Below are 14,155 nucleotides of genomic sequence, written 5' to 3' on the forward strand. Positions count from 1 at the left end.
TGCCCAAAAAATTCAGAAATAACGGCCGCTGAGTCCGCAAGACCTCGGCAAAGACCTCCGTACCGCGTTCTGTGGTAATCCGCTGCGGGTGTCACAGGAGAGGATTCGTGCCAAAGTGTTATATATAATGGAGATCGATCTGACATAAACAGGTGGACCGCGCCACACCCGTCCTGACTTGGTATTACAGTTTGCGTACACACCCAAATTTACTTTGATGATGTTTTCTAAAAAGGTCCAGTTGATTCTGCAAAAGGTTCACTTGATTCCGCATAAGTTTCAGTTAAAAAGTAACGGCAGATGTACGAAAAAAAACGTGTGACTTTACTCCTGTTTCCGGGACGGCCGGGCTCGCCGAGTCGTTTAATTTGCGGGCAATCCGGTTATAAAAGGAGTACAGCCCGTTAACGAAGTCCGCAATTCCCAATCTGTAAAAAAAGAGGTGGCAGCTATGGATCAACGGAACAAATTACAGACACGGTCGCGGAAGTTCATGCGTGTCCTGCTTGCCCCGCTGCTGGGAGCGGCGCTGGCGGTAAGCCCCGCGGCAGGCGGTCAGGCCGCTGCGGAGAACAAGGCCGAGACGCCTGTCTCGCAGAGACAGAAGGCCTATTTAACCGAACCCGTGCTGATTAAGGCTAAGGGCACCTTTGTAGGACTGGAAGACGGACATACCGTGGAAATTGACGTGTACGGGGAACCTGTCTCGCTGCAGTTTACCGAGCCGCTGGAGCAGGCTGTAGGCAGACTGGATACGGGCGACCAGGTGATTTTCACTTACTCCAGACAGGAATTTAAAGACGATCCGGATACCCTTTATCATACGCTGCTCGGCATCAAAAAGACGGAGGCCATCCGCCCTAAACCGGTGGCGGACGCCGCGGCAGGATCCAAGGTTCCCTCCGGCAAATAAATAGAGTACACTAGGTACGACGGGGATAGCCGTCGAAACCAGAAGCAATGGAGCGTGAACATGTTATGGCGCGTACACAGGCCAAAAAAGCGGCGCTGAAGGCAGCGCGTGCAGGCCGCCGCAGCCCGGATCAAAACCGGAAAACAAACGAACAATTTGGCGCAATTTCGCAGCATGTACGGGTTCGTCCCGGCAAGCGGGAGCTGCTGGCCAAAGAAAAACGACAGGAGCGCATCTCTTATGATGACGCTCCTTTTTATTGTGCTGCGCCCGCATAAACAAAAATTGGCGTTGAAAGTCTGCTGCAGGCTTGGCAGCAGATTTTTTTTACTCATAAAATGAACTTTTTGAAGATCCCGATTGTTAAATAGACAGATCACACAGGAAAGGAGAGGAGCATGTGCAGAGCAACCGGGAGTTATTCGAAGCCTACAGTAAGGATGTATACCGGACCTGCTACTATATGGTGCAGAATGCCGCTGATGCTGAAGATTTGTGTCAGGAAGTATTCATCACCGTATTCCGCAGTGAGTGGGAACAGGTCAAATTTCCCCGGGCATGGATTATGAAAATTGCGGTCAACACCTGTCTAAATCATCTAAAACGTTCGAGCAACCTGCAGAAGAAGGTGGCGGACAATCTGTACTTGTGGAAAGGCCGGGCAGAAGCAACGGTGGAACAAACTTTTGAAGAAAAAGAAACGGCGCAGGAATGGAGCAGCTATATGTTACGGCTGCCTGCAAAAATCAGGGCAGTACTTACGCTGAGATATATGCACGATTTCAGCCTGACTGAAATTTCGGAAGCATTGTCCATTCCCGTAGGTACGGCCAAATCAAGATTGCACAAAGGTCTGAAACTGTTGAAAGGTATTTTGAAGGAAGCTGGAATTGAAGACGACGAGCGGAGGGGAGATTATTTTGAGCAAACTGGAAAATACGCTGAAGCATCAACTAAATGATAATGAGGCTGTAACTTATCCCGATTTTAATAAGATGTGGGACCGGATAGAGAAAGTGGAAGACACCTTTCAGGAAAAGATAAGCGCAACAAATGTACGGGGAGGGCACCGCGCAAGAAACTGGCGCAGAATTACTATTGCCGCCTCACTCAGCGCCCTGCTGGCGGCTGCTCCTGTATATGCGGCTATTCAGTATGACTGGGGCAATCTGCTCTCTCAGAAACATGGTATTCAGGCAGCGCTGGAACAAAATCTCGGACAACCGCTGGGGCAGTCTGTAACCAAAGACGGAGTAACGCTGACACTGCATACGGCTATTGTGGACGAGAACCGGACGGTTATCCTGTACAGTGTGGATGTAGGGGGAAAGGCGGATAAGGAGTTCTGGAAAGTCAAGGGCCTGTCCCTGAAGGATGAGCAAGGCAACTCTATTGAGGCAGAATACAACTACGAACAGTGGGATGAAAAGCAGCAGCGGTATAACGGATACTTTGAAAGTGACTGGACACCCGGCGAGGGTGAGACCAAGGTTACTTTGACTGCAGCGGCCGTCCAGTCCTTCAACCAAGCGGAGCAGGAATTGTCTTTGAACAGCAATTCGACGGAGCCGCAGACCTTTCAGCTGGATGTGGAAGGGATGAAGAGCATAGAGGTCAAGCCGTTTGCCAAGAGCGAAAATAAACAGCTTTTTTCATCAGCAGTGACCTTCAATAACCCGGATGCCAAAAAATGGGCTTACCCGCAGCTTGTAGCTTATAGAGGAAGCACCCGTGTGGAGCCCCTGCCTGAAGCTGTCTTTGGCACGCCGGGGGACAACGGGGAGTATACGATAAAGCAGTACTTTAAAGCCTCCGAAATTCCGGATGGACAAACCACCTATAAGCTGCAATACACCAAGCTGGAGCGCTCTATTAGCGGAGGATGGTCCTTCGATCTGCAGCTGAGCAAAAAACAGATGGAAAGCGGGACGATAAAGACAGCGTTGAATGCACCGCTGGAAGCGGGAGATACCATGCACAGCTTTGAAAAGATGGTGATCACGCCTACGCAGATTCGTGTAATTTTGAGGGCGGAGGAGCAATATAAGCAGCTGCCATATTATAAATATAATCTTGAAGTAGGCGGCACTGTACTGGAGGGGTATTTATACCTGTCTCCGGACGATGATCCATACCTGATCACACTGAAATTTGAACGTCCGGCCGGTCTTGTTATAGATGAACAGACGGACATTACTTTTGTAGGGAAATATAAAGTTACCAATCATGACGATGACAAAACCCCGCTGCTTCTGAAAAATATTTCTGCAGAGAAACAGACAGTAATCCGGGACACCGGCGGTTACGAGGTGAAATGGACCTATTACATGCAGGGCAAAGACCTGTACGTGGAGACAGAGAGTGACGATCCGCATTTCGGCGGAGTCAACCAGACTTATATCGGATTGGGGAAAGAGCGCATTCCGGGCAGACCCGTAACTGTCAATTTTGCGGGCGACGGTAACAACAAAGCCATTGATGTCTATAAGGATTTTAAAGGTACTGAAGCTTCTATTTATATGTTTAATTATACGACTGATGAACCGGATAAAGAGACGCGGGTGCAGCTGCGGCCTTAATTCTCCGGTGCATGACAGGCTCTCCGCTTAACGGGCGGGGGGCTTGTTTTATGCTGTAATAAAAAAGATAGCAGTACGCAATGATGAGAGGGCCGGCTACCCGCTAATGGGTAGCCTCCTGTTCAATTACGCTTGTTCCCGTTTTTTGGTCCGGTACTGCTTCGGCGAGAGGCCAAAGCGGCTCCGAAACAGCCGGTGGAAATACGTGTAGTTCGCAAACCCGCAGGTTTCGGCCACCTGCTCCAGCGGCAACGGGCTGAAGATAATGCGTTCACTGGCCATATCAAGTCTTACATCATTGGCGTATTTGATGATGCTGGTGCCGAATGCTTCTTTGAACAAATGCACGGCCCGGGATACGGACAGGTCGACATGCGCGGCCGCTTCTTCCAGCCGGAACGGCTGGGAGGCATGTTCTTCGATATACTGCTTGATCCGGTAAGCGAGATACCCCTTGGTCGATACCGCCGGCTGTTCGCTCATCAGCCGGTCGATCTGCAGGCACAAAATCCGGAGGTAGTATTCCGAAATTTCAGGGGAGGTGCCGGACAGCTTGCGCTGTTCCAGGACAAGCTGGCGGAACAGAGTCAGAAAGCTTTCGGGTTCGGGAATTGTAATCCGGGTCGGCCGCTGGCGCAGCTTCCACCAGCTTTCAATCCAGCCGCCCCGGCTAATAATGTGGTAGTCGCCGCTTTCGATTCGGGGTTCGCCAAGCCCGTAGCTTTCCTCCTCAATCGTTAAGGCGTACGGCTCGCCCGGTGCGAACAGCACCAGGTCGCCCGTCTCGACCGGCGACATTTGTCCGTCAACAAGCGCACGGCAGCGGCCTTCCGACTGCAGCCGGATCAGGTAGTTCTGCTGAGGTTCCTCCGGAATGCGGAACGGCTTGCGGTGAAAGGAATATCCGGCAAACAGGACGTGGGTGCAGGTTGCGTCGATCATAGCTTCTCCTTGTGCGTGAAATGATGACCAGATTGTTCATGTTTAAATCATATTATTCATTTTAATCTATTTTCTTTCGGGATACTATGTAGCTAAGTAATTCATCCCCTTTTAACAAAAGGAGGCGTTTTCTTCATCATGAAACGCATCAAAGCCGGGATAGTGGGCTGCGGGAATATCAGCGGCGCCTATTTGAGAAATTTGGCAGACAGCCCGTTTGTTCAAGTTGCAGCGGTTGCCGACCTGGACCCCGAACGGGCGAAAAGCAAGGCGGAAGAGTTTGGAATTGAGAACGTTTACACCCTGCCTGAGCTGCTTGCGCAGGAGGACATTGAGCTTGTGATTAACTTGACGGTACCCAGCAGCCATGCCGCAGTGCATTTGGCGGCGCTGGAGGCGGGCAAGCATGTCTACGGCGAAAAACCGCTGGCCGTGACGCTGGAGGAAGCCCGCCGGGTGATGGAGCTGGCCGCCGTCCGGGGGCTGCGGGTCGGCTGCGCGCCGGACACATTTTTGGGATCAGGCATCCAGACGGCGCGGAAGGCAATCGAGGATGGGCTAATCGGCCGGCCGCTGGCCGCCTCCGGGTTTATGATGGGCGGAGGGCCGGAAAGCTGGCATCCCGATCCCGAGTTTTTTTATGCGCCAGGCGGCGGTCCGCTGTTTGACATGGGCCCGTATTATATCACGGCGCTGGTCGAGCTGTTAGGTCCGGTGGGACGGGTAAGCTCGCTGGCCGCGATGCCAGTTCCGGAGCGCCGGATTGGCTCGGGGCCAAAGGCCGGACAGCTGTTCCCGGTCCGAACCCCCACGCATTTAAGCGGGGTGCTGGAAATGCGGTCCGGCGTGCTGTCGACCGTAACGTTCAGCTTTGATATTGCCGGCGGTTCCGAGCTGCCGCTGCTGGAGATTCACGGAACGGAAGGGTCGCTCAGCCTGCCGGACCCGAACCGGTTCGATGGCAATGTCCGCCTGCGCCGCCGGGGCGAAGAATGGACCGAGCTGGAGCCGGCTTTCAGCTCCCGCCCGGACGAACGCGGCATCGGGGTGAATGACATGGTTGAGGCCATCCGTGAGGGCAGGCCGCACCGGGCCAGCGGGGAGCGGGGCTTCCATGTGCTGGAAACGATGCATGCTTTTATCCGTTCTGCCTCCGAAGGCAAGCATATCCCCATCGCCAGCGGTGACGCGCTCACTTCTGTCCTGTACCGGACGGAGACAAGCCCGGAAGACAACAACAAATAATAGGAGGGAAAGTTTTATGATGAATGTAGGTCTTCAATTGTATACTTTACGGAATGAGCTGGAACAGGATTTTGAAGGAACGCTGCGCAAGGTGGCGGAGATCGGCTACAAGGGTGTCGAGTTCTATCATTTCTTCGGCCGGAGCGCGGAAGAGATCAGCCGGCTGCTGGAAGAGACCGGACTGGTGGCGGTGGGCGCACATCGTCCTTATGATACGCTGCTGCAGGATGCCGAGTCGGAAATTGAATTTAACTTGGCCATCGGCAACCAAAACATCGTTGTTCCTTATCTGTCCGAGGAGCAGCGGAACTGGGAGCAAGTGACGGAGAACCTGGCCAAAATCGGAGCCAAGGCCAAAGCTGGCGGTGCCGTTCTGCTTTATCATAACCATGACTTTGAGCTGACGGAGCGGGTAGGCGAACAGACGGCGTTTGATGCGATTTTTGCGGGAGTGCCGGCCGGTCTGCTGCAGGTGGAAATGGATACATGCTGGGTTTATTACGGCGGATATGATCCGGTCGAATACATCCAGCGGTATTCCGGCAGACTTCCGATCATCCATCTCAAAGATATGAAGAAGCTGGAGGACGGCTCGGCCGAAACCGTGGTGCTCGGCGAAGGGGAAGTTGATCTGGAGGGCATTATGAAAGCGGCGGACGCGGCGGGTGTAGAGTGGGCCGTTGTGGAGCAGGATTACTGCAGCCGGTCTCCGCTTGAAAGCGTGGCGGACAGCATGAAATGGATTCAACAGTATGCAAACAAAGGGGGCAGCGTTCATGTCTAAATTAAAAATTGCTATCGTCGGCTGCGGAGGAATCGCAAACGGCAAACATATGCCAAGTCTTTCCCGCCAGCAGGATGCGGAAATGGTAGCTTTCTGCGATATCGTCAAGGAACGTGCGGAAAAAGCGGCTGCGGAGTACGGCGCCGAAGGAGCGGCTGTCTTCACTGACTTCCGCGAAATGCTGCAAGCAGGCGGCTTCGATATAGTGCATGTCTGCACGCCAAATGACAGTCACGCTGAAATTACGGTGGCTTCGCTGGAAGCGGGACATCATGTCATGTGTGAGAAGCCGATGGCCAAAACTTCGGCCCAGGCGCTGGAAATGCTGGAAGCGGCCCGCCGCACCGGCAAAAAGCTGTCCATCGCCTACCAGAACCGTTTCCGTCCGGACAGCGAATATCTGAAGCAGCTGTGCGAAGAAGGGGAGCTTGGCGATATTTATTACGCCAAAGCGATTGCCCTCCGCCGCCGCGCGGTTCCGACCTGGGGTGTCTTCCTCGACGAAGAAAAGCAGGGAGGCGGACCGCTGATCGATATCGGCACCCACGCCCTGGATCTTACGCTGTGGATGATGAACAACTACAAGCCGCGGATGGTTGTTGGCGCGTCGTTCCACAAGCTGGGCAGCCGGAAAAATGCGGCCAACGCCTTTGGCCCGTGGGACCCCGAGCAGTTTAAAGTGGAAGATTCCGCATTTGCGTTTATTACCATGGACAACGGAGCGGTGATCTCGCTGGAGTCCAGCTGGGCGCTGAACGTCTCCGAATTTGGGGAAGCGAAAACGCTGCTTTGCGGTACGGAAGGCGGAGCGGACATGAAGGACGGACTCCGGCTGAACGGGGAGAAAGCCGGACGCCTGTATGAGACGAAAGTTGACTTGTCCGGCGGCGGCGTTGCTTTCTACTCAGGCGGACAGGAGTCGGACGCGGACAAGGAAGCGCGGCTCTGGCTGGAAGCGGTACGGGAAGACAAAGATCCGGTGGTCAAACCCGAGCAGGCGCTGGTCGTGACGCAGATTCTTGAAGCGGTGTATGAATCGGCCCGGACTGGACGCGCCGTTTATTTTGAAGACTAAGGACCGGTACAGCCGGGGAAGGAGACATTACTTATGAAGCTGGGTGTATTTATGGTGCTGTTCGGCGGACGCAAGCTGGAGGAAGCACTGGATTACGTAGCATCAAAAGGACTTAAAGCGGTGGAGATCGGTACGGGGGGCAATCCCGGGAACGCACACTGCAATCCGAAGGAACTGCTGGAGAACGATGCAGCACTGAAACAATTCAAAAAGAGTGTCGAATCACGTGGTCTGATCATCAGCGCCTTGAGCTGCCACGGCAACCCGCTCCATCCCCAAACAGCGCTTGCGCAGAAGGACCATGAAGACTACGTGAATACCGTCCTGCTCGCCGAGAAACTTGAAGTGCCGGTTGTTAACACGTTTTCCGGCTGTCCGGGCGATCACGAAAACGCCAAATATCCGAACTGGCCGGTTGCACCGTGGCCGGGCGACTATCAGGAGATCCTCACTTGGCAGTGGGAACAGAAAATCATTCCTTATTGGAAGGAATGGGGGGCTTTTGCCGCCCAGCATCATGTGAAAGTTGGTCTGGAGCTGCACGGCGGCTTTTCCGTACATAGTCCAGGGACGCTCCTTCGCCTGCGCGAGGCAGCGGGTGAAGCCATCGGCGCAAACCTGGACCCGAGCCACATGTGGTGGCAGGGCATTGATCCGGTCCAGGCGATCCGTATTTTGGGCAAAGCCAACGCCATTCATCATTTCCATGCCAAAGATACGATTATTGATCCCATTAATGTGAATATGCACGGCGTTACCGACATGCAGACCTATGACAAGCTGCTGGACCGGGCTTGGCAGTTCCGTACGGTGGGCTTTGGGCACGATCTGAAGACATGGGCGGACATCGTCAGCACGCTGCGTGTGGTAGGTTATGATTATGTGGTCAGCATTGAGCATGAAGACGGATTGATGTCTGTGGATGAGGGCTTCACCAAAGCCGTATCCAATCTGCAGCAGGTGCTGATTCAGGAGCCGCTTGGGGAAATGTGGTGGCTGTAAACCGCAGCGGGCTCGGTATTGAAGGCTAGGGAGGCGTATCCTCATCGATAGTTTGACCAAAACGAAATTGTCCCGGACAGAAATGGAGCCGCTTGTCCGGCAGGCGTTTGGCGGCGGCACAATGATCCGGGACCTGAGCGAGCTGACTGGCGGTATGTTTAACGCCGCCTACCGGCTCCGTCTGTCCGACGGGCGGGAGACCATCCTGAAGGTATCCCCGCCGGCGGACGCGCGGATTTTGACCTACGAAACGGATATTATGCGGACCGAAGTGGAGGCGCTGCGTCTGGTATACGGACTGGAAGGCGTGCCGGTGCCCGAGGTCTACCATTATGATCCAAGCCGGTCGCTGATCGGATCTGAATATTTTTTTATGGAGTTTGTTTCAGGCACGCCCTATAACGAGTTAAAATCTTTGGTTTCGGATGCCGAACGGTCGGGAATCGAACGGGAGATCGGACGGATCAACCGCCGGATCAATGCCGTTACCGGAAGCGGGTTTGGTCTCCCGGGACGTGGAAAACCGGGCGCGGATTCAAGCTGGAGCAGCGTGTTCGTCCGATTAATGGACGATCTGCTGGAGGATGGTCAGCGTCTTGGTGCGGTTTTGCCAATGACATACGCAGAAGCGGAACAAGCGGTAGCGCAGCTTCGGCCAGCCCTGGACGCCGTAAAGCAGCCGCAGCTTGTCCATTGGGACCTGTGGGAAGGCAATGTGATGATCCGGGAAGGCCGGATTGTCTCCATTCTTGACTGGGAACGGGCGCTCTGGGGCGATCCGCTGATGGAGTATTTTTTCCGCAGATTCGTGGATAACCGGTACTTCCTTGAGGGCTATGGATCACTTGCGGAGGATACAGACACGGCCGCCCGCAAAGCGCTTTATGATCTGTATCTCGGCCTGATTATGGTGATCGAATGCCGTTCGCGCGAGTATACGGATGCCGGTCATATAACGTGGGTGCAATCCAATCTCGCTGCCGGGTGGGGGCACCTGCAGACTATTTTGCATTCCTGAATGGCTAGACATAGGATAAGTCCTGATTCATAGTAAAGGGCGCTGCCAGGAGAATAAGTATCTCCCGGCAGCGCCCTGTTTGTGTAGGGACGAATTAACGCTGGTTTGGCATATCTACGACAGGATCGGTGTCCTGCTCATAATCAATTCCATCCAATTCGAACCCGAATAATTGAAAAAACTCCCGCCGGTAACCTTCAAGATCGGACAAAGCGTATACGTTATCCGATCCGATTTGCTCCCATAAGCGGCGGACCTCCTGCTGTACATCCTCGCGCATCTCCCAGTCGTCAATCCGGATGCGGCCCTCCGCGTCCACTTCCGTGCCTTCCGGCGCATAAATGCGTTCAGCCAGCAGGCGGTAGGCCTGTTCAATACAGCCTTCATGCAGCCCTTTATCCTTCATGACTTTGTAGAGCACGGAGATATAAAGCGGCACAACGGGAATAGCGGAGCTGGACTGGGTAACCAAGCCCTTGCTGACCGCAACGTACGCCCGGCCGCCAAGCGGCGAGAGACGTTCATTCAGCCGGACGGCTGTTGCCTCCAAATGATCTTTCGCCCGGCCGATGGTCCCTTGGCGGTAAACCTCCTGGGTAATATCCGACCCGATGTACGAAAAAGCAACAGTGACCGCCTGCTCCGCCAGCACGCCGCCATCCGCCAGTGCATGCAGCCACTGCTCCCAATCATCACCGCCCATTACGTGAACCGTACTGTCGATTTCCGCCTCCGTTGCCGGTTCCAGGGTAACTTGGCTGACCTCGCCCGTATGAAAATTAACGGTTTTGTTCGTGTACGGCTGACCGATTGGTTTCAGCACAGAGGTATGCACTTCGCCTGTCACAGGATCGGTACGGCGGGCGGTCGCCACGCTGTACACCACCAGATCAACCTGGCCGAGCTCTTCCCGGATAACCTCAACGGTCCGTGCCTTGGTTTCATCTGTAAACGCGTCGCCGGTGACGGACCAGGAACGAAGTCCTTCGCTGTCCGCCAGATGCTCAAACGCTGCGGAATTATACCAGCCGGCGGAAGCGGTGCGCTTCTCGTTTGCTTCACTTGAACGGTACACGCCTACGGTGGCGGCACCGGCGCCAAATGCCGCTGCAATCCTTACGGCAAGACCGTAGCCGGCCGAGGCTCCGATCACAAGAACCTTTTTGGGGCCATCGATAGGCGGTTTGCTCCGGATATAGTCCGCCTGGTTCCGGACGTGAAGGGCGCAGCCCTGCGGATGGGCGGTTGTGCAGATAAAGCCGCGTGTTCTAGGTTCAATAATCATGCAAGTTCTGTCCCTTCTCCATTGATAGGTAAGCTGTCAACCTGTCCTTAACCATCATACGCGAAGGGATTGGATGAGGGCAAGGTTCAAGGGATTTGTCTGTTTTAACAAACAATATGTCTTATATAATTGACTTTATGTCGTTTATATTTTATGATCAACCTGAGGTGGTTGGATGAAAAATCTCAAGCTGAAGGCGGCGAGGGCGGCAAAGGACCTCTCGCAGAAGGAGCTCGCTGACCTGGTTGGAGTGGCGAGACAGACAATTAATGCAATCGAAAGCGGGGACTACAACCCCTCCATCAAGCTGTGTGTGCAAATTTGCAGAACACTGGACAAGACGCTTGATCAATTATTTTGGGAGGATGATCCGAATGCGGACGGCAATGCGTGACGAAATGCAAATTCAGAGGAAAAACAAGGCGGGAAATCAAGCTTTTTTGCTGCTTTATTATTTGCTGCTTGCGGATATGGGGCTAGGCGAGTTGGGCTGGGGCGGGCTGCATGCTCCAATGTCGGTGTTTATCATTATGAATGCGGTTATGGCCATCTATCTGCTGCGCACTATTTTTGCCGGCGCTTTTGCGCCGCCTGCTTCCGGAGCATCGGCCGTTAAACTGCGTTATGGGCTTGCGGTGCTTGCCGCCGTGCTGCTGATCGTCTCCGGCGTGCTGTGGTTCGGCGGGGGAATCCCGCAGGATTCCATTTGGCGGACCGTTTCCGGCATTATGCTGCTTGCTTCTGCCGTCCTGCTGCTGATCAGTCTGTCAGCCTCATGGATCATCCGGGCGCAAAGCCGCAGCGACTAAGCCGGGACATCAAATTAATTCAGACACTTGGGACCTGGAGTTCCGGCATTGCCGGGTACCGGGTCTTTTTTTATTTACAGATTGGATTCCTGGCGATATAATATAACTAACTAATCAGTTACTTTTTATCAAGAGTGATCACGTGATGGAAATGGAGGTTTCGAAGGATGGCCAAAACAACCAAAGGCGAAGAAAGCCGGAAACGGCTGTTAACCGCGGCCGAGAAACTGTTTGCGGAGCAGGGAGTGCATGCGACATCCGTCAGCAGCATCGTGGCGGAAGCCGGCTTAACCCAAGCTGCCTTTTATTTGTATTTTCCCGGCAAACGCCAGCTGCTGGATGCACTAATCGCGTCGTTTGAAGCACAAATCACGCCGTTCGCGGACGCAGGGCGGCTTGCCAAAGAACATTCGCCGGAAGAGCTGCCCCGGTACGTCGCCAGTGTATTTACTTCCCTGTTCGAGCTGCTTGGGAGCAACATTAAGTTAACCCGGATTGTATTGCAGCACTCGGATGCAGGCGAACGGCTGCGGGAGACCATCGTAACGCAAATTGCCGCGAATCTTCGTAAAAATAAAGCGCTTGGCATCGTACGCAGCGAGGTCGAACCGGAGCTGGCCGCGGAATCGGTTGTTGCCGCCGCCGAGCGGCTCACCTACAAATATTTGGAGACGGGCCAATATACGGCGGAACAATTGGGAGCGCATATGGCCCGGACGTTCCTGCTCGGCGTACTGCCGCATTAATAATAGAAAGGGGAGTGCAGGTAAATGACCGGATGGATGCAGAGCCTGGATTTGTCCAGCGTGTACTGGCTGCTGCCGCTGCTGTTTATGTTTCATGATTTCGAGGAAATCCTCACGGTTGAACGATGGGGAGCACAAAACCGCCAGGACTTGGAGGCTTCACTGCCCCAGCGGGTTTTGGCCAAAATCGCCCCTTCGCTCCGGATGACAACCCTGCAGTTTGCTTGGGATGTGCTGTATGTGTATATCCTCGTATTTGTCTCCGCTGCGCTGGCGGTTTTGTTCTCCTTTAAATGGTTGTATTTGGCGGTACTCGCCGTGTTTTTCCTGCACTCTTTTACTCATATGTTTTTTTCCGCCGTCTTAAGGCGCTACACGCCTGGTGTGGTGACAGCAGTCTGCATCGTATTGCCTTATTCGTTGTTTGCTTATACAAAACTAATGAAGGATCAGGTCATTACACTCGAAGATGCGGCTTTAGGCGGACTGATCGCATTATTGCTGCTTCCGGGGATCTTGGCGCTTCTGCTGAAAAAAAGGGCGAAAGAGGCGTAACACTGGCAGAAAAGGTGCTATGCTTGACGGAGGACCAGCTAAAGGTCTAAAATAGAACCATTCTGCTATTAATAATGAGAATCATTTTCATATAGAGAGAATTGGAGCTGAAACAGATGGAACGTTTGCTTGAAGTAGAAGACTTAGCTATTTCCTTCCGTACCCGCGGCGGTGAAGTACAGGCGATCCGGGGAGTCAGTTTTCATGTGGACAAGGGAGAAACGCTGGCGATTGTAGGCGAATCCGGTTCGGGCAAAAGCGTGACCTCTCAGGCGATCATGAAGCTTGTTCCGACGCCTCAGGGGATGTATAAACGCGGTCAAATCCGTTTTCAAGGCACAGAGCTGATTGCCAAGTCGGAAAAAGAGATGCAGGCGATCCGCGGAAAAGAAATCGGGATGATCTTTCAGGATCCCATGACTTCGCTTAATCCGATGATGAGGGTCGGCCGGCAAATTACCGAAGTGCTGCTGAAGCATGAAAAGATGTCCAAACAGGCTGCCAACGCCCGTGGAATCGAGCTGCTGAAGCTGGTCGGAATTCCGTCCGCCGAACGCCGGTTCCAGCAGTACCCGCATGAATTCAGCGGCGGGATGCGGCAGCGTGTCGTGATTGCGATGGCGCTTGCCGCCAATCCGAAGCTGCTGATTGCGGACGAACCAACGACAGCGCTTGATGTAACGATTCAAGCTCAAATTCTGGATTTGATGAAAGACCTGCAGAAAAAAATCGGCATGTCGATTATCTTCATCACCCATGATCTTGGCGTGGTAGCCCGTATGGCGGACCGCGTGGCGGTAATGTATGCGGGACAAATTGTGGAGACGGGCACGGTGTCGGAGATTTTTTACGATCCGCGCCATCCTTACACGTGGGGGCTGCTTGCATCCATGCCGAGCCTGGATAGCAAGGGGGAAATGCTGACCGCGATCCCCGGCACGCCGCCGGATTTGATCAAGCCGCCGGTTGGCGACGCCTTTGCGCTGCGCAGCGCATACGCTATGGAAATTGATTTCAAACAGGAGCCGCCGGTATATCAGCTGTCCGACACGCATTTCGTCAAATCCTGGCTGATGCATCCGATGGCTCCAGCTGTCGAACCGCCGCTGGTGGTCAAAAACAAAATGCGGCGGCTTGAAGGCTTGTACGACCAGCCGGTAGAGGTGCCTGCAGGCAAATAAGGACTCCGAAGAACTAAAAAT

At 53.8% G+C, this 14,155-nt stretch carries 16 protein-coding genes; 14 read left to right on the top strand and 2 right to left on the bottom strand.

Annotated features, from left to right (window positions below):
* The first annotated feature begins 451 nt into the window (after window positions 1–451).
* From ACE6ED_RS10120 to ACE6ED_RS10135, 4 genes are all read left to right on the top strand, one after another.
* Window positions 452–913, top strand: coding sequence for a hypothetical protein (locus ACE6ED_RS10120; RefSeq protein ID WP_410826998.1), 462 nt, complete (start codon window positions 452–454; stop codon window positions 911–913).
* Window positions 914–1,008: 95 nt separating this feature from the next.
* Window positions 1,009–1,191 (top strand): hypothetical protein, encoded by a 183-nt coding sequence (locus ACE6ED_RS10125; RefSeq protein WP_410827154.1) that lies wholly within the window; start codon window positions 1,009–1,011, stop codon window positions 1,189–1,191.
* Between the two features lie 122 nt (window positions 1,192–1,313).
* Window positions 1,314–1,874, top strand: coding sequence for an RNA polymerase sigma factor (locus ACE6ED_RS10130; protein ID WP_410826999.1), 561 nt, complete (start codon window positions 1,314–1,316; stop codon window positions 1,872–1,874).
* The gene (locus tag ACE6ED_RS10135; protein ID WP_410827000.1) at window positions 1,834–3,492 is read left to right on the top strand and encodes a DUF4179 domain-containing protein; all 1,659 of its coding nucleotides are present in this window, start codon (window positions 1,834–1,836) and stop codon (window positions 3,490–3,492) included. Before ACE6ED_RS10130 ends, ACE6ED_RS10135 begins: the two co-directional genes overlap by 41 nt.
* A 126-nt stretch (window positions 3,493–3,618) precedes the next feature.
* Here the strand turns inward: ACE6ED_RS10135 and ACE6ED_RS10140 are convergent, their stop codons facing one another.
* Complete coding sequence (locus ACE6ED_RS10140) at window positions 3,619–4,434, bottom strand: AraC family transcriptional regulator (protein WP_410827001.1); 816 nt, start codon at window positions 4,432–4,434, stop codon at window positions 3,619–3,621.
* Between the two features lie 138 nt (window positions 4,435–4,572).
* On the opposite strand from ACE6ED_RS10140, the gene ACE6ED_RS10145 reads away from it, so the two are divergent.
* The 5 genes from ACE6ED_RS10145 to ACE6ED_RS10165 are packed head-to-tail and all read left to right on the top strand — an operon-like array spanning window position 4,573 to window position 9,558.
* Complete coding sequence (locus ACE6ED_RS10145; protein WP_410827002.1) at window positions 4,573–5,679, top strand: Gfo/Idh/MocA family protein; 1,107 nt, start codon at window positions 4,573–4,575, stop codon at window positions 5,677–5,679.
* A 16-nt stretch (window positions 5,680–5,695) separates the two neighbouring features.
* Complete coding sequence (locus ACE6ED_RS10150; RefSeq protein WP_410827003.1) at window positions 5,696–6,463, top strand: sugar phosphate isomerase/epimerase family protein; 768 nt, start codon at window positions 5,696–5,698, stop codon at window positions 6,461–6,463.
* On the top strand, window positions 6,456–7,538 hold the full coding sequence (locus ACE6ED_RS10155) for a Gfo/Idh/MocA family protein (protein ID WP_410827004.1): 1,083 nt from the start codon (window positions 6,456–6,458) through the stop codon (window positions 7,536–7,538). The genes ACE6ED_RS10150 and ACE6ED_RS10155 overlap by 8 nt, the downstream gene beginning before the upstream one ends.
* 33 nt (window positions 7,539–7,571) lie before the next feature.
* The gene (locus ACE6ED_RS10160; RefSeq protein WP_410827005.1) at window positions 7,572–8,540 is read left to right on the top strand and encodes a sugar phosphate isomerase/epimerase family protein; all 969 of its coding nucleotides are present in this window, start codon (window positions 7,572–7,574) and stop codon (window positions 8,538–8,540) included.
* 52 nt (window positions 8,541–8,592) lie between these two features.
* Window positions 8,593–9,558 (top strand): phosphotransferase family protein, encoded by a 966-nt coding sequence (locus tag ACE6ED_RS10165; RefSeq protein ID WP_410827006.1) that lies wholly within the window; start codon window positions 8,593–8,595, stop codon window positions 9,556–9,558.
* A 94-nt stretch (window positions 9,559–9,652) separates the two neighbouring features.
* On the opposite strand, the gene fabV is transcribed toward ACE6ED_RS10165, so the two are convergent.
* Window positions 9,653–10,843 carry an enoyl-ACP reductase FabV gene (gene fabV / locus ACE6ED_RS10170; protein WP_410827007.1) on the bottom strand — a complete coding sequence of 397 codons (1,191 nt, stop codon included), beginning with the start codon at window positions 10,841–10,843 and terminating at the stop codon, window positions 9,653–9,655.
* A gap of 175 nt (window positions 10,844–11,018) precedes the next feature.
* Here fabV and ACE6ED_RS10175 point away from each other — a divergent pair, with 175 nt between their 5' ends.
* The 5 genes from ACE6ED_RS10175 (at window position 11,019) to ACE6ED_RS10195 (ending at window position 14,134) form a co-directional block, all read left to right on the top strand.
* Window positions 11,019–11,237: a helix-turn-helix transcriptional regulator gene (locus ACE6ED_RS10175; RefSeq protein WP_410827008.1), complete on the top strand. Its 219-nt coding sequence runs from the start codon at window positions 11,019–11,021 to the stop codon at window positions 11,235–11,237.
* Window positions 11,218–11,652 carry a hypothetical protein gene (locus ACE6ED_RS10180; protein ID WP_410827009.1) on the top strand — a complete coding sequence of 145 codons (435 nt, stop codon included), beginning with the start codon at window positions 11,218–11,220 and terminating at the stop codon, window positions 11,650–11,652. Before ACE6ED_RS10175 ends, ACE6ED_RS10180 begins: the two co-directional genes overlap by 20 nt.
* Window positions 11,653–11,819: 167 nt before the next feature.
* Window positions 11,820–12,398: a TetR/AcrR family transcriptional regulator gene (locus ACE6ED_RS10185; RefSeq protein ID WP_410827010.1), complete on the top strand. Its 579-nt coding sequence runs from the start codon at window positions 11,820–11,822 to the stop codon at window positions 12,396–12,398.
* A gap of 24 nt (window positions 12,399–12,422) precedes the next feature.
* Window positions 12,423–12,953 (top strand): HXXEE domain-containing protein, encoded by a 531-nt coding sequence (locus tag ACE6ED_RS10190; RefSeq protein ID WP_410827011.1) that lies wholly within the window; start codon window positions 12,423–12,425, stop codon window positions 12,951–12,953.
* A 116-nt stretch (window positions 12,954–13,069) separates the two neighbouring features.
* A complete protein-coding gene (locus ACE6ED_RS10195; protein WP_410827012.1) occupies window positions 13,070–14,134 on the top strand; it encodes an ABC transporter ATP-binding protein in 1,065 nt (354 codons plus the stop codon).
* The last annotated feature ends 21 nt before the right edge of the window (window positions 14,135–14,155 follow it).

It is taken from the genome of Paenibacillus nanchangensis (assembly GCF_046543445.1).
GTDB lineage: Bacteria > Bacillota > Bacilli > Paenibacillales > Paenibacillaceae > Paenibacillus_AQ > Paenibacillus_AQ nanchangensis.

Bases quoted from the DNA above. Each gene is read 5' to 3' on its own strand.
- ACE6ED_RS10120 (WP_410826998.1), top strand. From the start codon at position 452: ATGGATCAACGGAACAAATTACAGACACGGTCGCGGAAGTTCATGCGT.
- ACE6ED_RS10140 (WP_410827001.1), bottom strand. From the start codon at position 4,434: ATGATCGACGCAACCTGCACCCACGTCCTGTTTGCCGGATATTCCTTT.
- ACE6ED_RS10145 (WP_410827002.1), top strand. From the start codon at position 4,573: ATGAAACGCATCAAAGCCGGGATAGTGGGCTGCGGGAATATCAGCGGC.
- ACE6ED_RS10150 (WP_410827003.1), top strand. From the start codon at position 5,696: ATGATGAATGTAGGTCTTCAATTGTATACTTTACGGAATGAGCTGGAA.
- ACE6ED_RS10155 (WP_410827004.1), top strand. From the start codon at position 6,456: ATGTCTAAATTAAAAATTGCTATCGTCGGCTGCGGAGGAATCGCAAAC.
- ACE6ED_RS10160 (WP_410827005.1), top strand. From the start codon at position 7,572: ATGAAGCTGGGTGTATTTATGGTGCTGTTCGGCGGACGCAAGCTGGAG.
- fabV (WP_410827007.1), bottom strand. From the start codon at position 10,843: ATGATTATTGAACCTAGAACACGCGGCTTTATCTGCACAACCGCCCAT.
- ACE6ED_RS10175 (WP_410827008.1), top strand. From the start codon at position 11,019: ATGAAAAATCTCAAGCTGAAGGCGGCGAGGGCGGCAAAGGACCTCTCG.
- ACE6ED_RS10180 (WP_410827009.1), top strand. From the start codon at position 11,218: ATGCGGACGGCAATGCGTGACGAAATGCAAATTCAGAGGAAAAACAAG.
- ACE6ED_RS10185 (WP_410827010.1), top strand. From the start codon at position 11,820: ATGGCCAAAACAACCAAAGGCGAAGAAAGCCGGAAACGGCTGTTAACC.
- ACE6ED_RS10190 (WP_410827011.1), top strand. From the start codon at position 12,423: ATGACCGGATGGATGCAGAGCCTGGATTTGTCCAGCGTGTACTGGCTG.
- ACE6ED_RS10195 (WP_410827012.1), top strand. From the start codon at position 13,070: ATGGAACGTTTGCTTGAAGTAGAAGACTTAGCTATTTCCTTCCGTACC.